We start from the raw sequence: 19475 nt of genomic DNA, 5'->3' as shown, positions 1-19475 counted from the left end.
AGGTTGGGTACCCCCGCTCCAGAGCCTGCCAGCGAAGCCGCAAAAGCGGGAACTTCCTACACACCCGCGTCAAAGGTCGCACGCCATATAGCTGACTATCCCGACAACTCGGGGCTTGACGGGTGTTTCCATCACGGACACTCGCCCATCCGCCGCATCGTTCTGGTGCATGAATTGATTGTTCGAAAAATGAATCCGCGTCCATCCACGGCGAATCTGCGGGCAGAAAGCCGGGTAATACGCGCGATCGTGCGAGTTGGAGGCATAAAACCGATGCATCTCGCCGGTTGAATTGAGCGACGAAGCCCAACGCATCGGTGCCTCGATGGGCTCGGCAGCGTTGGGCCTCGCTGCGCTCGGCGCCAACCTACGGGGATTGCATGAGGGTTCGGCGTAGGCCGGGTGAAACCCGGCGGGGATGGCGAAACGCAGGGGTCAGCCGGAGACGCCGATGAACCCTGGCTCCAGGCCGAAGACTTCGACACCGGCGGGGGTGGAGCGGCCGGTGCGCACCTCCACTTCGCGCTCGGGTTGTTCGAGGGTGGGGCGGTAGTCCAGCAGCCAGCGCCCTTCTGCGTTGCGCAGGGCCTCAGGCGGCACCACCATGGCCGCTTCGTTGCGGTAGGCAAGGATCGACAGCCGTGCGCTCATGCCCAGGCGCACCCGGCGCATCTGTTCTTCGCTGAGGTCGGGGATGGCGACCATCACCTCGAACTGTGCGCCGCCCTGGGTGCTCGGCAGCGCCTGGCCACCGACCACGCTCACCTGCCCATGCAACGCCTCACCCTCGAAGCCATCGCCCTGCACGTCCACCGCCATGCCTTCGCGCAGCTGGTTGACGTCCAGCTCGGAGACCCGCGCGACGATCTTCAGTTGCTCGATGCTGGCCAACCCGAACAGCGGCGAGCCCTGGGTCACCTGGGAGCCGGCCTGCACCGGGCCGCGCGCGGCGTCCTCCAGGCTCAGGCCGGGGGCCGCGACAACGATGCCGGAGAACGGCGCCTTGATGTCCTTGGCCTCCAACAGCTTGCGCAGGGCCTGGTGCTTGACCTCGGCATTGGCCAGTTCCATTTCGGCGATCTGCAGGTATTCGCCACTGCCGCGCGCCTGGGAACGGGCCAGGTCGCGCTCGGCGGCGCTGAGGTCCAAACGCTGCAGGCGCTCCTGCTGTTCCAGGTCTTCCAGCTCGTTGCGCGGGATGATGCCGCGGTCGAACAGCGCGCGGGTCTGACCGAGCTTCTTCTCGGTGCTGGCCAGGGCCAGCTGGGCGCTGCGCAGGGTCCGGCGGGCACGGGACATTTCCTCGCCGCTGTCCCAGTCCTTGAGCTCCTGCACCGCGCGCCGCGCCTTGAGCAGGGCCGACAGCGCATCGCGCTGCTGCACCTCGGTCTCGGCCGCGTCCATGCGCAGCAGCAACTGCCCGGCCTGGACCCGCTGCCCCGGCTCCACCAGGGATTCGGCCACGATGCCGGCGAAAGGCGCGCCCAGCGCCAGGGTCCTGTCCGGTTCGATGCGCCCCACCAGGCCGATGCTGTGCTCCAGCGGCGCCGGGTCCACGCGCTGCCAGTGCATGGCCGTCGGCGCCGCCCCGGGCGCCTCGCGCAGGCCCCAGGTGATGCCGGCGATGACCAGCACGGCGACGGCGAGCAGCAGGCCGCGGCGGGCCAGCGGGGAACGGTCAGTAGTCATTGAGCGAGATGTCCCATCTGTCGAGCGTCATGCCCAGGGCCAGGTCCAGTTGCGTCTGCGCGTCGAGGTAGGCGATCAGCGCATTGAGGCGGGCGTTCTCGGCGTTGCGCAGGTCACTCTCGAAGCTGAGCACCTGGAAGTTGCTGGAGCGCCCGGCGTTGAGCTTGTCACGCTCGATGTCCAGCTTGCGCCGCGACAGCTCCAGCGCACGGTTGGCGATCTCCAGCTGGCGCCAGCGCGTGCCCACGTCACGCACCACGTCGGTGACGTTGCGCTCCAGCGCCTGCCGCGCGTCGGCCACCTGCAGCTCCTGGTCCTCGACGTTGACCCGTGCCTGCACCTCGCCCTGGCGCCGCGTCAGGTCGCCGATGGGGATGTCCACGCGAACCCCGGCGTAGCTGTCCCAGGAACGGTCGCTGCCGCTGGTGTGCGGGTAGTCGTAGCGGTCCCGCGTCTGGCTGCCGCCCACTTCCAGGGACAGGTCCCAGAGCCGCTGGTTCTTCGCCACCACCAGGTTGATGTCCGCCTGCTGGCGGTTGATCAGCTGGCGCAGGTAGTCCGGTTGCTGCTGCTCGGCCAGCCGCACCGCCTGCTCACGGTTGACCTCGATGCGCTCGGCTTCCAGGGCGTCGCTGGCGCGCACCTGCGAGGACAGGTCCAGAGCCAGCAGGCGCAGCAGCTCCAGGCGCGCGGAATCCAGCTGGTTGGCGGCCTCCTCCACGCTCAGTTCCTGGGTGGCGAGGTCGGCCTCGGTCTGCACGATCTCGAACTCGGCCATGCGCCCAGCCTCGATCATCGAGCGGTTGACCGAGACCAGTTGCTGGGTGCGCTCCAGCGCGGCACGGGCGATGCGCTGCTGCTCCTGGGCGCGCAGCAGGTTGCGGTAGGCGCTGATGATGGCGGTCACCGTCTGCGACACGCTGGACTTCAGGTTGAGCCGGTTGGCCTGCTCCGACAGCTGGGCCAGGCGCACCGGCGCGGTGTTCACCTCGCGCCCGGCGCCGCGCAGCAGGGGCTGGATGATGCTCAGGTCGACGCCATCGTTACGCGTACGCCCGGCCCGGTCGGCGTCGTTGTAGCCCGTGCTCCAGCCCAGCGCGAGTTGCGTGCCGTACTCGTTCAGCAGGGTGGCCGTCGGGCCGATGCGGCCATCGCGGTAGCGGTCCTGGTGGTTGCGGTTGGCCCGGTAGCTGCCGGTGATATAGAGCTTGGGGTTGAACACGTCTTCGGAGACGCGCAGGTCGAACTTCTCGGCGATGCGCCGCAGGTAGCTGCTCTGGATGCTGCGGTTGTTGCGCAGGCCGAGGAATACCGCATCCAGCAATGACAGGTCGGCCATCTGCTCGCTGAGCAGCGGGCCGTTACCCTGGCGCTCCATGGTCGGCGCCGAGGGGTCCAGGCGCTCCTCGCCCCAGGGTTTGGCCTGGGCCGGCAGGATGACCATCAGCAGGGCGAAGGGCAGCAGGCGGCTACGCATCACGCAGGGCCTCCACCGGTTGCAGGCGCGCGGCCGAAATGGCCGGGTGCAGGCCGAAGAACAGCCCCACCAGCAGCGTGCTGCCAATGCCCAGCGGCAATGCCGAGGACGCCAGGGCGAAGTCCCAGCCACACAGGCGTGCGTAGCCCCAGGCGGCAGCCACGCCGAGCAAGGCGCCGGAAACGGCACCGGCGGCGGTGAGCGTCACAGCCTCCAGCAGGAACAGGTTGCGGATGTCGCGGCGCCGCGCACCCAGGGCCATGCGCACACCGATCTCGCGGCGCCGCTCGCTGACGTTCATCAGCATCACGTTCATCACCCCCACCCCGCCGCCCACCAGGGAGATGCCGCCCAGGGCCGCCAGCAGGTAGGTGAAGGTGCGGGTCTGCTGCTGCATGGCGTCGATCATCTGCTGGGCCACCTGCAGGGTGCCCTTCTGCTCGCCGGCGATCTCGCGGTTGACCCGTTGCAGCAGGCGCTCACCGATGGTGGCCACGTCCTTGCCCGGCACCACCCGGGCGATCAGCGTGCTGATGCTCGGCGCCGGGTTGATGCGCGCCATGCCCGCCGGCGGCAGGAACAGCGCGTCGTCGGCGGTGAAGGGAATGATGCCGCCAGCGCCCTGGGGCTTGAGGATGCCGATCACCTGGAACTGGTAGTCATCGATGCGCACACGGTCGCCCAGCTGCAGCGGGTCGCCCGGAACCCCCAGCGCCAGGGCCGCCTGGGCACCGACCACAACGAAAGTCTGGCGGGCGTCGAAAGCCGACAGGTAGCGCCCCTGGGCCACCCGCAAGCGCGCTGCATCGCCCAGGGACGCATCGGCGCCCACCAGGGCCAGGCTGCGGGTGCGGCCGTGGAACACCACCTGGCTGCTGTAGAGCACCAGCGGGCTGACGTGCTCGATGCCGGGCACGCTCGCCTCGAGGGTCGGGCCGTCCAGCACCAATGGCAGGCCGTCGCTCCCCCGCGCCACGGAAGGCAGCTGCACCACCACCGCCTCGGTGCCCATCTCGCGGAACACGCTCATGGCCTGGTCGGCGGCGTTCTGGCCGATGTTCAACAGGGCGATCACCGAGCAGCTGCCCATGACGATGCCCAGCAGCGCCAGCAGCGAGCGCCGCCCGAGGTTGCGCAGGCTGCCGAGCGCCTCGTGCAGCAACTGCGTCAGCGAGGGGGCCGGGGCCGACTCCAGCAGCGTCATGCCGGGACCGCCTCGTCCACCACCCTGCCCTCGCGCACGCGGATGCGCCGTTCCAGGCGGGCGGCGATGCCGGGGTCGTGGGTGACGATCACCAGGGTCACGCCATTGGCGCGGTTGAGCTCCAGCAGTAGCTGCATGATGTCTTCGGCGGTGGCGGCATCGAGGTTGCCGGTGGGCTCGTCGGCGAGGATCAGCGCCGGCTCGCCCACCAGCGCACGGGCGATGGCCACGCGCTGGCGCTGGCCGCCGGAAAGGTCCGCCGGCAGGTGCCCGGCACGCGCCGCCAGGCCCACCCGCTCGAGCATGGCATGGGCCCGCTCGCGGGACTCGCGCAGGGCCACGCCGCGGTAGCTCAGGGGCAAGGCGACGTTGTCCAGCGCGCTGAGCCGGGGCAGCAGGTTGAAGCTCTGGAAGACGAAGCCGATCAGGCGGTTGCGCAGCGCCGCCAGGTCATCCGGGCTGGCCGTGAACACATCGTGGCCACCCAGGTGGTAGAAGCCGCTGCTGGGCAGGTCGAGCAGGCCGAGAATATTCAGCAGCGTGCTCTTGCCCGAACCGGAACTGCCGAGAATGGCGCAGCTCTCGCCCCGGGCGATCTCCAGGGAGACCCCACTGAGGATGCGCAGCTCCTGCTCGGCGAGCCGATAGCGCTTTTCGATATCCCGCAGGCGGATGAGCCGCTCGTTATTGTTGTTCAACATGTCCATGTTTCCGCTGACCTGCATCCTTTAGCGGACCGATACAGGGGTTCCGTTCCCATCCCGTGGAAAAAGGCAGGCCACTCGGGATGCCAGAGCCCTGGCTCAGATAATTAACACCCGCCAGTAAGGCCAGGAACCCACAGGAGGTATAGCCAATCTTTAGTTTGGCGAAGGGTCGGAATTGCCCCACTCAACCTGACAGCCAACCCTTCAGCTCATTGCGTACCTTCCACGCCCGGCCAGATGCGTCGAGCCTTTACGGACAGCACACGCCCCACCTTCAGCCCTTTCCGATTTCCTTTCCCTTGCCACATCCCGAGCCTTGAGGACTCGCGCCTTGCCCCGATTACGGGCTGCTGGCGCGGTTCACGGCCAGGCGTACCAGGCGCTTGGGCACCGTTCAACGACAACGGAAAGGGAATCGACATGGCTATTGGGCATTTCATTCGCGCAGGCGACAAAACCACCTGCGGGGGAACGGTTTTGGAGGGCGACAACCAGGTCAAATGGCGCGGAGTCGTCCACGCCCGGGAGGGCGACCGTGTCACCTGTGGCAAGGATGGCAAGGTCTACCTGATCGTCGGCGGCATCGCGCACATGCGCAGCCGAGGACGAAAGATGGCAGGTACGCTGGACAGCGCCAGCAGCTGCCCCTGCGGCTCGCTGTTGATCCACTCGCTATCCAGCGCAACGTACAACTCCAATCGAAGCGCCACCACCGCCAACGCGGCCCCCACAGCAACCGCAACACCATTTGCCACCACACGCCCCGCACACACGTCAGAGCCCGCCAGGAACAACCTCCAAGAGCATGGGCAGAAAAGCGAGGAAGAGAAGAAAGAGGACTTCGGCATCACGCTGCGCCTGGGCCTGTTCTTCGATGGCACCGGTAACAACCAGGCCAACTCGGCACTCACCGAACATTGCAGGCGCGAGGATCGCCAGCAGTTCGACGAAGAAGCACTGAGCGCCCTCATCAGCCACTGCGCCCGCTACGGTTACCGTGACCCGGACGAGGGTGGCCTCTTCCGCCAAGTGCCTGACAACAGCTACGGCAATGCGCCGAGCAATGTGGCGTATCTCTATGCGCTGTATCCGGACAACACCGCCACACCTGCTTCTGCAGACAGCGCCACAGGCTTCGCACGCCTTTATTTTGAAGGCATCGGCACAACCAGTGGCGGCTCGGACTCCGTACTGCCGGCCCAGGCCAGCGGGCGGGGCGATACCGGCATCCTGTATCGGGTGGCACAGAGCCCGGACAAGATCAAAGACCAACTGAACCTGTTCATTCAAACCCACCCAGGCATACAGATACGTACGCTGGAGTTCGACCTCTTCGGTTTCAGTCGCGGCGCGGCGGCAGCTCGGCACTTCGCCAACGAAGTGCTCAAACCCGATGGAGGTCTGCTCGCCGAGGTGCTCCGGGGCGGCCGGTTCGGCTTGGCCTCAAGCTTCGACTGGCGGCGCGATACCCGCCTCAACTTCATCGGCCTGTTCGATACCGTGGCGGCGACGGTCGACCCGCTGCGAGGCGACTGGAGCCCGGCCAACGCCTACAACCCCGGCATCAATCTCTACTTGCCTCCTGGTTGCGCGCGCAAGGTAGTCCAGTTGGTGGCAGCCTCCGAGCGGCGCTGGAACTTCGCGCTCAACAGCGTGGCTCCGCATCACCAGGAAATCAGCCTGCCAGGCGTCCATTCGGATATCGGTGGCGGCTACCCGCCGCTGATGGAAGAGCGCCTGCTGGCCTCCCAACCGCGCCTGGCAACGGAACGCACCGGCCAACCGCTGGACGCCACCCCGGCGTGGCTGGAGGCCCAGCACGAAGTCAGCCGCCTCCAGTCCCTCGGCCTGCCCGGCGATGGCGAAATCCGGATCAACGCCTGGCCGGTCCAGCGCACCCACCCCGATAAGGAGCGAACCGGCCTGCAAGCCTTGGTCGGTGTCGTGCTACAGCGAAAGGTGCGTGGCGAGTTATCGCGGGTGGCCTTGCGCGCCATGCGTGAGCTGGGGGTGAAGCATGGGGTGCCGTTCAAATCCCTGCCCTCATCACCGGAGTTCGCCATTCCGGATGACCTTGCCCCCATTGCCGAGAAAATCCTCGCCTATGTACAAGGCGCCCCATCCCAGCTGAGCCCCGACGACCTGCGCCACCTGTGGGCACGCTATATCCACCTGTCCGCCCACTGGACACCGAGCAAGGGGCTGCTGATCAGCAAACCCGCACCCAACCAGCGGCTGGTCTTCAACAACCGACCGCAAGCGGGGTACCCGCAATGAAGCGCCTGTTGCTGGCCCTCGTCATCCTCGCCCTGGCCGGTTGCGCGGCAGGCTCCGGCCGACCGAGGCTGCCCTATGACTACTGGTACGTCGGTCTTGCCGCGCCACGATTCATGGAGGTCTGGGTGGAAAGCGTGGATGTCATCGATCGCCGAGGACTGGCGTACTTCCATATCCACGGTGGAGTCGTCAGCTACACCGGCAACCCGGTTGGCTGGCACAACGGCGGCGGTGCCATGAAGCAGGCATCCAATGTCGACTTGCCCGAAACGCTGTTCGTGCGCTGGCAGTCCCTGGTGGAGCCGCAGACCTACAAGCTGCGCATCGATATCCCGCAATGGGTACGCGACGAGATGGTCAAGCCACAGCGCACCTACTGCCAAGGCTCCAAAAGCTGGGAGACCGACTACCGCAAGATCGTCTCCATCGGCATGGCCCCCGGTGGCATCGCCAAGGCCTGGGTGGGCGGGCCATGCCTGTCGAATATCGAGATCGGGCGCTACCAGGCCAAGGTCGAACCACTGGGGCCGTCACAGGGCGAAACCAATGGGCAGTACGCCTGGCCTGCGCTTGAGCCTGAATCGGCGGCCTATATCAAGCAAAACGGCATCCCTTATGAATCCTGGTAATCGTTAGCGATCCAATTCTCCGGCGCCTGGCTGCCGGGTATAGTCACGCCCGGCAACACCCATTCAAGGATGAACCATGCGCCCTCTCCTGCTGCTCTGCTACCTGCTGCTCACCGCTTGCCAAAGCAAACAGATCCCCGCCAACCAGACCTGGCCGGTTCCGCCAGAGCGGTTGTTCGCCTATCAGGAAACACCGGCCGAGCCGAGCCAGTACCTGATCGTCAACCGCGACGATGCCTGGTGGGGGCGCAAATGCCTGGCCAGCGTCTACATCAATGGCCAGCTCGCCGTGCAGTTGGAGATTGCGGAATCGGCCGCTTTCCAACTCCCCTACGGCCAATGGGACCTGGCCGTCGACGCCGGCGATTGCGGCCGCGCCCAGCTCATGGTGCCGCTGTCCAACCTGGCCGCCAGCCGCTACCGAATCGCCTTCGACGCCGAGGCCAACGTGCAGCTGCTGCCCACCGAGGCGGGCAACAGCATCCTGTGCAGGTACGGTGGCTGTGGTGGTGGCCGCCCGGTATTCCGGCCGCGAGTGGTGTTCTGAACCGACCTCATCTCACCGCCCGCCTCTCGGAGCCCCTGTGTTGAACACCGGCAGCCGCTTCCTCAAGGTTAACCACGCCGGCGAAATGGGTGCGGTATGCATCTACAGCGGGCAGATATTCATGGCTGCTCGGGCTGATCACCGGGTTGCTGGGCCAGCGGGCCATCGCCACGACTACGGCGGCTGTGGAGCATGTGGTGCTGCGGCATCTCGACAAACAGTTGGCGACCCTGGCCGATCAGGACCCCGCCGCCAGCGCCTGTATCGGTTCGATCCTCGCGGAATAGCAGCAGCATCACGATGAGTGGGAAGAGCTCGCCGGCGGTCATTGGGCCTATTCGCTGGCGCCGCTGGTGCGACTGAGCACCGAAGCGGTCATCCAGCTCAGCCTGCGTCTCTAGTCGACGCACCGCTGCGTTGGGCCTCGCAGGCTCGGCGCCAACCTACGTGCCAAACCGCGTGTAGCCCGGGCTTCAGCCCGGGGCAGGCCTGGCAACGCACCGCTGGGTGCATTGCCTGGGAGGCCGCTCAACCGACGCGCAGCACCGCCACCACTTCCTGGCTGACCCAGCGCCGCAGCATGCGGTTTTCCGGGTGGAAGCAGTAGACGCTGAGCAGATCATGCAGGCCGGATTCGCTCACCACCGCCTCCTCCTCGAACCAGCCGTTGGCGGTGCGCAGGCGCACGCGGCGGTGTTGGTCGTCGCAGAGGCGGAACAGGGTCCGGCGGTTGATATCGGTGTTGAGCAGGCGGCGCAGGTCGCGGGTGGAAAACCAGGCTTCGTGGCCCATCAGGAAAGCGCGCAGTTGACGCTGGTGACGCAGGAAGATGCGAGGGGTGATCTCGGGAAGGGTCATGGCAGTACTCCATCCTGTGATAGAGCCGCCACCTACTGCATGAAGGGTGGCGGACCGTGCGAGGTGGAAGTACCGGGGAAATCACGCGAAAACCGGCTGGGCGCGAGCCCACTCACACGGTCCGCCATAGACTGCCGACGCCAGACGTCGCTATGGCGCGCACAATTTCCATTGTTACCCAGGCTTCCACACCCGACCGCTTTCTGTGGAAAGCAGCGGCGGAACCCTATCCAAGCCCTTTGTAGGCTCGCAACGGCGTTGCCTTGTAGGCGTTTTCCACAAGGCGCTTTCTGCGTTCGCTGTTGGTTGTGACGCCTGCCCTCAAGCACGGTGCTGTTCGGTCGCCCGGGGGTTGCTGCCACCGCCGCCGCATGGGTTTCGCTTCGCTCTACACCATCCTACGAAAGCCGCCAGCCGTGGCGCCCCCCCACATCGAGCGCAGCAGTGTTGGACCAAGCCGGCTAGTTCACTTCGTCCAGCAACTCGGCGCGGCTGGGTTCGGGGAAGCCCAGGGTGCGGTAGCGCGGCGGGTAGAAACCGGGGGCTTCTTCGAGCAGGTCGCCCAGCAGCGCCATGGCCTGTTCCCAGGAAACGGCGCGGGTCTCGGCGTCGCTGCAGTCTTCGTTGGGGCGCACCAGCACCAGGCGGTCGACACGGGGCAACAGGCTGTCCACGCCCTCGGTCCAGCTGGCGATGGAAAACAGCTGGTCGGGGTCTTCCTGGGCGGCGTACAGCTGGTAGTTGGCAACGAAGATGTCGGTGCTGTTCTCCTGGTGGATCAGGTCCAGCGCGTGCTTCTGGGTGTCGTATTCGCTCTTGGTGGTGAGGTAGCGCATGCGCGCCAGGCGGGCCTGCAGCAGCGGGTGCTGCACCGGGTAGGTCGCCACCTTGCCGTCCTCGTAGCAGTACAGCCCGGTGGAGATGGCGCGGCCTTCGCTGGCCGCCTGCAGGCCCAGCTCGACCATGGCGGCGAGCGCGTGACCGTCGTGGTCCCCGGTCACCAGCAGGGTTTCGCGGCTGGGCACCATGAACACGGGCCGGCCCTTGAGCGGCAGGCGCTCGAGCACATCGGGCAGGAAGATGCGGCTGATGTCGTAGCTGTCATTCCAGTCGCCCCGGAACAGCCCCGGCACCACCTCGACGAAGCTGTCGGCGGTGGTGTCGCGCAGGTTGGTCAGGGCGATGGCCAGGCCCTCTTCCAGGGTGATGCCCCAGCTCTTGTCGGGGCCCTGCACCAGGGTGGCGGTGGATTCGGGGTGGTCGATGGCCAGCAGCACCACGGCGTCATCGCCCATGGGCAGGTAGACGGGGCTGAAGTCCAGGTCGTCGCCTTCGGTGCGCACCTGGTGCAGGCGCAGCTCTTCGATCATGCCGCGGCTGCGGATCACCGGCAGCAGCAATGGGCGCGCCTCGTCCAGGGGCAGCGCGCGGCTGCGCTGGTTTTCGCAAAGTGCAGCGATGTAGTTGTTCAGGGTTTCGCGGCGCCGCGCGCCACGCTGGCTGCAGTACTCGCGGTAGGCGTTGTGCAAGTTGAAGAAGGCGCTTTCGCCATACACCAGGCGGAACTCCCGGGGGCGATAGGTCAGCTCACCCTTGAAGCCGGCCTTGCGCGCAGCCGACTCGAAGAGCACGGCGAAGTCATCCGGGGAGGGCTTGCGGTTGAACAGGAAATCCAGAAATCCCATGGCGATACCAAACGATGAAAAAGCGTCGCCGAACTTTAGAGGAGCGGATGCCGCCGCACCAGCGCGCCGGTACATGGGGCGCACGCAAGATAATCCCTGAACCTTTGTTCGCCTTCCGGCACCCAAAGCCATGAGTGCCATACAAAAAAGGTACGGCGACCGCCGCCCCTGGCGGTCACGGCGTTGAGCCTCCGAACAAGGACACGACGATGAACACCACCACTTCTGATGCCTACGCAACCGCCCTGGAAGTCAACGACGCTTCGGGCGTCTCCTGGAGCGCGGTATTCGCTGGCGCGGCGGCTGCCGCTGCGCTGTCCCTGATCCTCGTGCTGCTGGGCTTCGGCCTCGGCTTCGCGGCCATCTCGCCCTGGCAACACGAGGGCATCAGCGCCGAGGGGCTGGGCTTTGCCAGTATCGTCTGGCTGGCCTTCACCCAGTTGGCCGCGGCCGGCTTGGGCGGCTACCTCGCCGGGCGCCTGAGGTTGCGCTGGAGCCGCCTGCACGGCGACGAGGTGTTCTTCCGCGACACCGCCCACGGCTTCCTCGCCTGGGCCGTGGCGACCCTGGTGACCGCCGCCTTGCTGGTGGGCACCGTCGGCAACCTGGTGGGCGGCGGCGTACAGGCCGGCGCGGCCGTGGTCGCCGGTGCCAGCGCCGGTACCGCACCCGGCGCCAGCGATGATGCGCAGAACCCCTATGGCTACTACGTGGACACCCTGTTCCGCGACGACCGCCCCGCCCCCACCGTGGACGATGCCGCCCACGGCGTGGTGTCGCGCATCTTCGTGCGCAGCCTGGCCGAAGGTGGCCAGCTGAGCCCCGAGGACCACGACTACCTGGTGCGCCTGGTGGCCCAGCGCACCAACCTCTCCCAGGCTGAGGCCCAGGCCCGCGTCGAGCAGGTGCACGCCATGGCCCAGCAAGCGGTGACCGATGCCCGCCAGGCCGCCGACGCCGCCCGCAAGGCCGGCATCCATGCCTCGCTGTGGATGTTCGTCGCCCTGCTCATCGGAGCCTTCACCGCCAGCTTCGCCGCCACCCGCGGTGGCCGCAGCCGCGACACGGTGACCGACAGCCTCGCCTACCACCGCCCCGCCCCCCTTCGCTGAACGAGGAAACGACCATGCGCTCGCTACTGCTCTGGTTCCTGGGTGTCCCGATCCCGATCATCATCCTCATCGCCCTGCTCACCTGAGCCGCGATGACAACGAAAAGGCCGCTGCTCCGGGAGGACAGCGGCCTTTGTGTTTTGTGCGTGGGGGGAAGCGCATCGCGAATGAATGCGCTCCCACGATCGGTGTATCCCTGGCACTGCGTAGGTCGGGTGAAACCCGACGACTCCGCTCAGCGATCAGCCGGATGGTTGACCCCGTCGCTGGTGGGCACTTCGCCCAGGTCGAAGGGGTTGACCCCCTCCAGGCAGCCGACATTGAAGCCGTACTGATGCGGGTTGGAGCGGCGCTGGTGGTGGGTGTGGATGCCGCAACGGGAGCAGAAGTAATGCCGTGCGGCGAGGGTGTTGAACTGGTAGAGCGTGAGCACGTCGGCGCCCTGCACCACGCGCAGCCCGGCCAGCGGCACGCTGGCGACGATGGCGCCCTTGCGCCGGCACAGGGAGCAGTCGCAGCGGCGCGGGTCCACCACCCCGTCCGGCAGTGTCAGCTCCAGCACCACGGCGCCGCAGTGGCAGCTGGCGCGGTGGATGGGGAGGATCGGGGTATCGCCAAGCTGCTTGATCATCGACGTGCTCCTCGTGGCGGCCTCAGCTGCGCGCGAAGGCGGCGGCCTCGGCTATCTGTTCGGCGCTGGGGCGGATGCCGGTGTATAGCACGAACTGCTCCACCCCTTGCAGGACGATGACTTCGCCACCGGTGATCACCCGCTTGCCGAGGGCACGGGCGGTGCGGATCAATGGGGTCTCCACGGGAATGGCGACCACGTCGAAGATCACCTCCGCGGCGTCGATGGTGGCCTCGTCGAAGGCCAGCTGCCCGGCCTCGGGGCCGCCATCCATGCCGATGGGGGTCACGTTCACCAGCAGGCGCGGGCGCAGCTCGCCCTGCTCCGCCTGCCATTCGTAGCCGCAGCTGGCGGCCAGGGCCTGGCCCCGTGATGCGTTGCGCGCCACCAGGGTGCCGTTGGCGAAACCGCTGTCACGCAGGGCGAAGGTCACCGCCTTGCCCATGCCGCCGCTGCCGCGCAGGGCGAAGTCCGCCTGCGGGTCGACGCCATGGCTGCGCAGCAGGCTGGCCACCGCCAGGTAGTCGGTGTTGTAGCCCTTGAGGTGGCCGTCGTCGTTGACGATGGTGTTGACCGACTGGATCACCGCCGCCGAGGAGTCCAGCTCGTCGAGGTGGGCGATGCAGGCTTCCTTGAACGGCATCGACACCGCGCAGCCCCGGATGCCCAGCGCGCGGATGCCGCCGATGGCGGCCGGCAGGTCTGCCGTGGTGAAGGCCTTGTAGACGTAGTCCAGGCCCAGTTGCTCGTAGAGCGAGTTGTGGAAGCGCGTACCGAAATTGCCGGGGCGGCCCGACAGCGACATGCACAGGCGGGTGTCCTTGTTCAGGGTGCGGGGCATTGCGTGGCTCCGTGGGGAAGGTGGACGAGTCCGTAGGATGGGTAGAGCCCGGCGAAACCCATCGGATGCGAGGCACCACCCCATGGGTTTCACTCCGCTCTACCCATCCTACGAGGGCACTAACTCATGGCTATCGCCGCGCTTGAGCGCGGCATAGAGCAGGCCGGTGACCAGGCTGCCGGCGACGATGGCCAGCAGGTAGGCGAGCACATGGTTGATGGCGTTGGGAATGAGCATCACGAACAGCCCGCCGTGGGGCGCCATGAGCTTGCAGCCGAAGTACATCGACAGCGCGCCGGTGAGCGCGCCGCCGGCGATGCTGGCGGGGATCACCCGCAGCGGGTCCTTGGCGGCGAAGGGAATGGCACCCTCGGAGATGAAGCACAGCCCCAGCACCAGCGCCGCCTTGCCGGCCTCGCGCTCGCTCTGGGCGAACTTGCGCCGCGCCAGCAGGCAGGCAATGCCCAGACCGATGGGCGGCACCATGCCGGCCGCCATGGTGGCGGCCATGGGTGCGTAGCTGTGGGAGGCCAGCAGGCCGACGGAGAAGGCGTAGGCGGCCTTGTTGATCGGCCCGCCGAGGTCGACGCACATCATCCCGCCCAGCAGCACGCCGAGGAGGATGGCGTTGGTGCTGCCCATGCCGTCGAGGAACTGGGTCAGCGCCGCGAGCATGCCGGCCACCGGTTTGCCGACCACGTAGATCATCACCAGCCCGGTGATCAGGCTGGCCAGCAGCGGGATGATGAGGATGGGCTTGAGCGCCTCCAGGCTCTGCGGCAGCTTCACCCAGCGGCTGATGGCCTTGGCCGAGTAGCCGGCGAGGAAGCCCGCGATGATGCCGCCGATGAAACCCGCGCCCAGTGTGGCGGCCAGCAGCCCGCCGATCATCCCCGGCGCCAGGCCCGGGCGGTCGGCGATGGAATAGGCGATGTAGCCGGCCAGCAGCGGCACCATCAGCTTGAAGGCGGTGTCGCCGCCGATCTGCATCAGCGCGGCGGCCAGGGTGCCCTGCTCCTTGAAGGCCTCGATGCCGAAGACGAAGGACAGTGCGATCAGCAGGCCGCCCGCCACCACCATCGGCAGCATGAAGGACACGCCCGTGAGCAAGTGCTTGTACACGCCTTTCGCTTCGCCCTGGCCCTCGGCCTGGGTGCTGCCGGGTTTGCCGGCCTGCTGCACCTGGGCATCAGCCAGGGCCTTGCGCAGGGTGGCTTCGGCCTGCTTGAGGGCGACGCCGGTGCCGCAGCGGTAGACGCGCTTGCCGGCGAAGCGGGCGGTGTCCACTTCGATATCGGTGGCCAGCAACACCACATCGGCGGCGGCGATGGCTGCGGCCGGCAGCGGGTCGCGGGCACCCACCGAGCCCTGGGTTTCCACCTGCAGCTCCATGCCCAGGCGCGCAGCGGCCTGCTTCAGCGCCTCGGCGGCCATGAAGGTGTGGGCGACGCCCGTGGGGCATGCGGTGACGGCGACCAGGCGTGGCCGCTCACTGGCCACGGCAGGCACGGGCGCGGCCTGCTCGGCCTGCACCTGAGCCTCGCGCTCGGCACGCTGGAGGAAGGCTTCCGGCTCGTGCAGGGCCTCGGCCGGGGTGGCCAGGTAGAGGCGCTTGCCGGCGAAGCGCGCGAGGTCCAGCGGGCCGGTCTTCACCACCAGTACCCAGTCGACATCGGCCACGACCTCGGCAGACAGGGGCTCGCCGCCGGGCATCTCCACCCCGGGTGTCCAGCCCAGGCGGCGGGCGGCGCCTTCCAGCAGGCGCGCGCTGATCAGGCTGCTGACCGCGCCATTGGGGCAGGCGGTGACAAGGGCGAATTTCATCGGGGTACCTCGTGTTGTTCTTCTACAGGCTGCACGCGCACCGCGCTTTCCAGCGCGGCCAGTTGCGCCCGGTCATTGATGCCGAAACCGATCTGCGTCACCGCCTGGGCGGCGATGGCGGTGGCATGGGCCAGGGTGCGCTCGGCGGGCCAGCCGGCCAGCAGGCCGTGGACCATGCCCGCCAGCAGCGAATCGCCGGCGCCCACGGTGCTGGCCACCTTCACCTTGGGCGGGCGCGCCTGCAGGGCCTGCCCCCGGTTGAACCAGCGCACGCCCTCGGCGCCCATGGATAGCACCAGGTGCTCGATGCCGGCGGCCTGCAGGCGCGCGGCCTCCTCGGCCTGTTCGGCCAACTCGTCGAGGGGGCGGCCACAGGCGTCGGCCAGCTCCTCGGCGTTGGGCTTGACCAGCCAGGGCGCGCTGGCGAGCCCGACGCGCAGGGCCGCCCCGCTGCTGTCCAGCGCCACCCGTGCGCCCAGCCCATGCAGGCGTTGCAGCAGCGTGGCGAACCAGTCGGCGTCCACACCCCGTGGCAGGCTGCCGGCCACCACCACCAGGTCGTGGCCGGGCACCAGGGCGTCGAGGCGGTGCAGCAGTTCGTCTCGTGCGGCGGCGTCCACGTCCGGGCCGGGGCCGTTGATGTCGGTGATGCGGCCGTCGTCTTCGGCCAGCTTGAGGTTGCTGCGGGTTTCGCCCTCGACGCGGACGAAGGCGTCGTGGAAACCGCGCCGGGCGAACAGCGCCTCGAAGGGCTGGGCGTTGCCGGCACCGAGGAAGCCGCTGACGCTGAGGGAGTGGCCGAGGTCAACCAGCACCTGGGCGACGTTGAGGCCCTTGCCGGCGGCGTGGCTGACCAGCGCCTGGCCCCGGTTGACCGCACCGGGCTCCAGGCGCGGCAGGCGCAGGGTGAGGTCCAGCGCCGGGTTGAGGGTGAGCGTGAGGATGCGTGCCATCAGAATTTCTCCGCCAGGGCGCGTACCGCTTCGGCGCTTTCCGCCGCCAGCGCCACGCCCGCCAGTTCCTGGGCGTCGGCCAGGCTGAGCTCGCGGATGCGCGCCTTGACCTCGGGCACGCTGCGCGCCGCGACGCTGAGTTCATCCACCCCCAGCCCCACCAGCAGCGGCACCGCCAGCGGGTCGGCGGCCAGCTCGCCGCACACGCCCACCCATTTGCCCCGCGCATGGGCGGCGCGCACGGTGAGCTCGATGAGTTGCAGCACGGCCGGGTGCAGGCCATCGGCCTGGGCCGAGAGCGTCGGGTGGCCCCGGTCGATGGCCAGGGCGTACTGGGTCAGGTCATTGGTGCCGATGCTGAAGAAGTCCACCTCGCGGGCCAGCACCGGGGCCAGCAGCGCCGCAGACGGCACCTCGACCATGATCCCCAGCTGCAGGTCGGCCTGGGGGATTTCCTCCGCCAGGCGCAGGGCCATGTCGCGGGCCTGGCGCCATTCGGCAACGCTGCCGACCATGGGGAACATGATGCGCAGCGGGCGGCCGTCGGCGGCACGCAGCAAGGCGCGCAACTGGGTCTCCATCACCTTGGGCCGCTGCAGGGTCAGGCGCACGCCGCGCAGGCCGAGGAAGGGGTTTTCCTCATGGGCGATGGGCCAATAGGGCAAGGGTTTGTCGCCACCCACATCGAGGGTGCGCGCCACCAGCGGGCGGCCGTCGAGGGCGTCGAACACCTTGCGGTAGTCGGCCTCCTGGCTCGCCAGGTCGGGCGCCTGGGAATGGGCCATGAAGATGAATTCGGTGCGCAGCAGGCCGACGCCTTCGGCGCCCTGCTCCACCGCCGCCACGGCGCCGGCAGCGTCGCCCAGGTTGGCGCAGACCTCCACCCGGTGGCCGTCGCGGGTTCGGGCCGGTTCGTTCTTGTGCGCCTCGGCCTCGCGCAGCAGGCGCTCGCGGTCCTGGTGCTCGGCACGGGCGCGCTCCAGCATGGCCTGCTCCGGTGCCACCACCAGGCGGCCACGACCGCCGTCCAGCAGCAGCGGCGTGCCCGGCTCCAGGGCCAGCACCCCGGCCCCGGCGCCGACCAGGGCGGGAATGCCCAGGGCGCGGGCGACGATGGCGCTGTGGGAGGTGGCGCCACCGCGCGCGGTGAGGATGCCGGCCACGCGGGCGCGGTCCAGCCGGGCGACGTCGGAGGGTGCCATTTCGTCCAGCACCAGCACATAGGGCTGCTCGGGTTCGGCCTGTTCCTCGACGCCGCAGAGCTTGGCCAGCACGCGGCGGCCAACGTCGCGCAGGTCGGCGGCGCGCTCGGCCAGCAGCGCATCCTGCAGGGACTCCTGCTGGGCGGCAGCGGTGCCGATCACGCTGGCCCAGGCGGCAGCGGCACTCTCGCCGCGTTGCAGGCGGGCCTCCACCTCATCGCCCAGGCCCGGGTCGGCGAGCATTTCCAGGTGGGTGATGAAGATCTCGCGGATGGCCTTCACCTCGCTGCGCTCCACCAGGGCCTCGATCTCCGCGCGCACCTGGGCCAATGCCTGGTGCAGGTGCTTGCGCTCGCTGGCCGGGGATTCGCCACGGGCGGGGTAGTCGAACGCCCGCGCGACACGCACATGGGCCGGGCCGATGGCGATGCCGGGCGCGGCCGGCACGGCGTTGAGCAGGCTACCGGGAGCGGGTGCGCCGGGAGTAGTTTCCTCGGCCTCGGATTCAGGCTGTTCGGTGCTGGCGGTCGAGCCGGCGGCCAGGGGCTCCACCTCCTCGCCCAGGCCTTGCTCCACCGCCTGGCGCAGCACCGGCAGGGCCTGGTCGGCGATGCCCGGTTCGGCCAGCAGTTCCAGCACCTGGCCACGGCGGACGCCCAGGCCCAGGAGTTTGCTCAGGCTGCGCGCACTGACCGCGGGCAGGCCGCTGTCGGCGATGCGCACCCGCACCTCCCCGGCGAAGCCCTGGGCCAGTTGCGCCAGCTCCTTGGCCGGGCGGGCGTGCAGGCCATGGGCATTGGCCAGGGGGACGCGCAGGCTGGGCCACTCGGCGGTGGCATCGCCGGCCAGGGTTTCCAGCACCCGGCGGCGGTCGGCGGCCTGGGCCAGTTCGGAACCGCGCCCTTCGATAAGCAGTGCGCAAAGCCGCTCCAGCAGCGCCACGTGGGCGTCACCTCGGCTGGCCAGGCAGAACAGCCCGGCCAGCGACTGGCCCTGGTGGCGCAGCGGCGTGCGCGGGGCGACGAAGGCCAGCCCGGGGCGGTTCACTGCGTGACTGCTGTCCAGCCACCAGAGGCCTGCGCCCAGGGGCAGTGCGTCGCCCTGCAACAGCTGGGTGGCATAGCCCTTGTCCACGCAGCCGGCACGGCGCAACAGGCGCGCGCCTTCCAGGGCCAGTTCGTCGAAGTCTTCGGCGGCGCTGCCGAGCGTCACCAGCTGTTCGTCCAGCGCCAGCTCGCCGGGGCCGCCCTGGAGCAGCGCGATGATGGCGTCGGCGGTTTCGGCGCGGCGCAGCTCGGCGCCCAGGTCACCTTCGCCGAGGGCTCGGGTGAGCAGTTGCAGGAGGCGCAGGTGTTCATCGGATTTCGCGGCGATGCCGATGGCCAGGTACACGCGCTGGCCGTCGCCCCAGTCCACGCCCTCGGGGAAGTGCAGCAGGCGCACGCCGGTGGCATGGACCATGTGCCGGGTTTGCGGGGTGCCGTGGGGAATGGCCAGGCCCTGGCCGAGGTAGGTGGAGCCCTGCCCTTCACGCGCTTGCAGCGCGGCCAGGTAGCCTTCGGCGGCGAGCCCGTCGTCCACCAGGCGGCTGGCCACCAGTTGCAGGGCTGCGGCCTTGTCCGCCGCCGCCAGGCCCATGGACACCAGAGCCGGGGTCAGTTCGAGCATGCCGTTTCCTCCACGCGGGCCTTCAGGCCCTGTTGTCGTTGTGCGATGAACCTTCAGCTTAGGCGCTGCCCAACCCTTGGCAGAGGGTGGTTGCTATCTGGACAAAAGCCGTGCTGAATCGTTTCACTAATCCAGGGCGGCACGTTACTCGATATTCTTCGCCGCTTGAAG

At 68.4% G+C, this 19475-nt stretch carries 15 protein-coding genes and 1 pseudogene; 5 read left to right on the top strand and 11 right to left on the bottom strand.

Features of this window, described 5'->3' with window-relative positions:
• Window positions 1-435: 435 nt before the first annotated feature.
• Genes RTW82_RS27500 through RTW82_RS27485 form a run of 4 tightly spaced genes read right to left on the bottom strand, consistent with a single transcriptional unit; the run spans window position 436 to window position 5071 of the window.
• Entirely contained in the window at window positions 436-1689 is a 1254-nt protein-coding gene (locus RTW82_RS27500) for an efflux RND transporter periplasmic adaptor subunit (RefSeq protein WP_316927063.1), read from the bottom strand.
• Window positions 1679-3166 (bottom strand): TolC family protein, encoded by a 1488-nt coding sequence (locus tag RTW82_RS27495; protein WP_410478859.1) that lies wholly within the window; start codon window positions 3164-3166, stop codon window positions 1679-1681. Before RTW82_RS27495 ends, RTW82_RS27500 begins: the two co-directional genes overlap by 11 nt.
• A complete protein-coding gene (locus RTW82_RS27490; RefSeq protein WP_316927062.1) occupies window positions 3159-4370 on the bottom strand; it encodes an ABC transporter permease in 1212 nt (403 codons plus the stop codon). The genes RTW82_RS27495 and RTW82_RS27490 overlap by 8 nt, the downstream gene beginning before the upstream one ends.
• Window positions 4367-5071, bottom strand: coding sequence for an ABC transporter ATP-binding protein (locus tag RTW82_RS27485; RefSeq protein WP_031288220.1), 705 nt, complete (start codon window positions 5069-5071; stop codon window positions 4367-4369). Before RTW82_RS27485 ends, RTW82_RS27490 begins: the two co-directional genes overlap by 4 nt.
• A gap of 426 nt (window positions 5072-5497) precedes the next feature.
• Here RTW82_RS27485 and RTW82_RS27480 point away from each other — a divergent pair, with 426 nt between their 5' ends.
• The 4 genes and pseudogenes from RTW82_RS27480 (at window position 5498) to RTW82_RS27465 (ending at window position 8817) form a co-directional block, all read left to right on the top strand.
• Window positions 5498-7354, top strand: coding sequence for a phospholipase effector Tle1 domain-containing protein (locus RTW82_RS27480; RefSeq protein ID WP_316927061.1), 1857 nt, complete (start codon window positions 5498-5500; stop codon window positions 7352-7354).
• The gene (locus RTW82_RS27475; protein ID WP_316927060.1) at window positions 7351-7983 is read left to right on the top strand and encodes a DUF2931 family protein; all 633 of its coding nucleotides are present in this window, start codon (window positions 7351-7353) and stop codon (window positions 7981-7983) included. The genes RTW82_RS27480 and RTW82_RS27475 overlap by 4 nt, the downstream gene beginning before the upstream one ends.
• Before the next feature lie 76 nt (window positions 7984-8059).
• Entirely contained in the window at window positions 8060-8530 is a 471-nt protein-coding gene (locus RTW82_RS27470; protein ID WP_316927059.1) for a hypothetical protein, read from the top strand.
• An 85-nt stretch (window positions 8531-8615) separates the two neighbouring features.
• A pseudogene (locus tag RTW82_RS27465) lies at window positions 8616-8817 on the top strand (demethoxyubiquinone hydroxylase family protein).
• Window positions 8818-9058: 241 nt separating this feature from the next.
• On the opposite strand, the gene RTW82_RS27460 reads toward RTW82_RS27465, so the two are convergent.
• Window positions 9059-9388 (bottom strand): hypothetical protein, encoded by a 330-nt coding sequence (locus RTW82_RS27460; protein ID WP_021220783.1) that lies wholly within the window; start codon window positions 9386-9388, stop codon window positions 9059-9061.
• Between the two features lie 461 nt (window positions 9389-9849).
• Window positions 9850-11073 carry a hypothetical protein gene (locus RTW82_RS27455; RefSeq protein WP_316927058.1) on the bottom strand — a complete coding sequence of 408 codons (1224 nt, stop codon included), beginning with the start codon at window positions 11071-11073 and terminating at the stop codon, window positions 9850-9852.
• Window positions 11074-11282: 209 nt separating this feature from the next.
• On the opposite strand from RTW82_RS27455, the gene RTW82_RS27450 reads away from it, so the two are divergent.
• The gene (locus RTW82_RS27450) at window positions 11283-12185 is read left to right on the top strand and encodes a hypothetical protein (protein WP_316927057.1); all 903 of its coding nucleotides are present in this window, start codon (window positions 11283-11285) and stop codon (window positions 12183-12185) included.
• A gap of 235 nt (window positions 12186-12420) precedes the next feature.
• Here the strand turns inward: RTW82_RS27450 and RTW82_RS27445 are convergent, their stop codons facing one another.
• The 5 genes from RTW82_RS27445 to ptsP all read right to left on the bottom strand — a co-directional run bounded on the left by RTW82_RS27445 (window position 12421) and on the right by ptsP (window position 19304).
• The gene (locus RTW82_RS27445) at window positions 12421-12816 is read right to left on the bottom strand and encodes a GFA family protein (RefSeq protein WP_316927056.1); all 396 of its coding nucleotides are present in this window, start codon (window positions 12814-12816) and stop codon (window positions 12421-12423) included.
• A gap of 22 nt (window positions 12817-12838) precedes the next feature.
• A complete protein-coding gene (locus RTW82_RS27440; RefSeq protein ID WP_316927055.1) occupies window positions 12839-13657 on the bottom strand; it encodes a shikimate 5-dehydrogenase in 819 nt (272 codons plus the stop codon).
• 108 nt (window positions 13658-13765) lie between these two features.
• Window positions 13766-15481 (bottom strand): fructose-specific PTS transporter subunit EIIC, encoded by a 1716-nt coding sequence (locus tag RTW82_RS27435; RefSeq protein ID WP_316927054.1) that lies wholly within the window; start codon window positions 15479-15481, stop codon window positions 13766-13768.
• Entirely contained in the window at window positions 15478-16434 is a 957-nt protein-coding gene (pfkB, locus tag RTW82_RS27430; protein WP_316927053.1) for a 1-phosphofructokinase, read from the bottom strand. The genes RTW82_RS27435 and pfkB overlap by 4 nt, the downstream gene beginning before the upstream one ends.
• The gene (gene ptsP, locus RTW82_RS27425; RefSeq protein WP_316927052.1) at window positions 16434-19304 is read right to left on the bottom strand and encodes a phosphoenolpyruvate--protein phosphotransferase; all 2871 of its coding nucleotides are present in this window, start codon (window positions 19302-19304) and stop codon (window positions 16434-16436) included. The genes pfkB and ptsP overlap by 1 nt, the downstream gene beginning before the upstream one ends.
• Between the last annotated feature and the right edge of the window lie 171 nt (window positions 19305-19475).

It is taken from the genome of Pseudomonas sp. zfem005 (genome assembly GCF_032621735.1).
Lineage (GTDB): Bacteria > Pseudomonadota > Gammaproteobacteria > Pseudomonadales > Pseudomonadaceae > Metapseudomonas > Metapseudomonas solani.
This window is presented reverse-complemented; position numbering and strand designations above follow the sequence as displayed.

Excerpts from the sequence above, each read along its gene's own strand:
- RTW82_RS27470 (WP_316927059.1), top strand. The coding sequence starts at position 8,060 with ATGCGCCCTCTCCTGCTGCTCTGCTACCTGCTGCTCACCGCTTGCCAA.
- RTW82_RS27500 (WP_316927063.1), bottom strand. The coding sequence starts at position 1,689 with ATGACTACTGACCGTTCCCCGCTGGCCCGCCGCGGCCTGCTGCTCGCC.
- RTW82_RS27455 (WP_316927058.1), bottom strand. The coding sequence starts at position 11,073 with ATGGGATTTCTGGATTTCCTGTTCAACCGCAAGCCCTCCCCGGATGAC.
- RTW82_RS27475 (WP_316927060.1), top strand. The coding sequence starts at position 7,351 with ATGAAGCGCCTGTTGCTGGCCCTCGTCATCCTCGCCCTGGCCGGTTGC.
- RTW82_RS27440 (WP_316927055.1), bottom strand. The coding sequence starts at position 13,657 with ATGCCCCGCACCCTGAACAAGGACACCCGCCTGTGCATGTCGCTGTCG.
- RTW82_RS27460 (WP_021220783.1), bottom strand. The coding sequence starts at position 9,388 with ATGACCCTTCCCGAGATCACCCCTCGCATCTTCCTGCGTCACCAGCGT.
- RTW82_RS27480 (WP_316927061.1), top strand. The coding sequence starts at position 5,498 with ATGGCTATTGGGCATTTCATTCGCGCAGGCGACAAAACCACCTGCGGG.
- RTW82_RS27445 (WP_316927056.1), bottom strand. The coding sequence starts at position 12,816 with ATGATCAAGCAGCTTGGCGATACCCCGATCCTCCCCATCCACCGCGCC.
- RTW82_RS27435 (WP_316927054.1), bottom strand. The coding sequence starts at position 15,481 with ATGAAATTCGCCCTTGTCACCGCCTGCCCCAATGGCGCGGTCAGCAGC.
- RTW82_RS27490 (WP_316927062.1), bottom strand. The coding sequence starts at position 4,370 with ATGACGCTGCTGGAGTCGGCCCCGGCCCCCTCGCTGACGCAGTTGCTG.
- RTW82_RS27450 (WP_316927057.1), top strand. The coding sequence starts at position 11,283 with ATGAACACCACCACTTCTGATGCCTACGCAACCGCCCTGGAAGTCAAC.
- RTW82_RS27495 (WP_410478859.1), bottom strand. The coding sequence starts at position 3,166 with ATGCGTAGCCGCCTGCTGCCCTTCGCCCTGCTGATGGTCATCCTGCCG.
- pfkB (WP_316927053.1), bottom strand. The coding sequence starts at position 16,434 with ATGGCACGCATCCTCACGCTCACCCTCAACCCGGCGCTGGACCTCACC.
- RTW82_RS27485 (WP_031288220.1), bottom strand. The coding sequence starts at position 5,071 with ATGTTGAACAACAATAACGAGCGGCTCATCCGCCTGCGGGATATCGAA.
- ptsP (WP_316927052.1), bottom strand. The coding sequence starts at position 19,304 with ATGCTCGAACTGACCCCGGCTCTGGTGTCCATGGGCCTGGCGGCGGCG.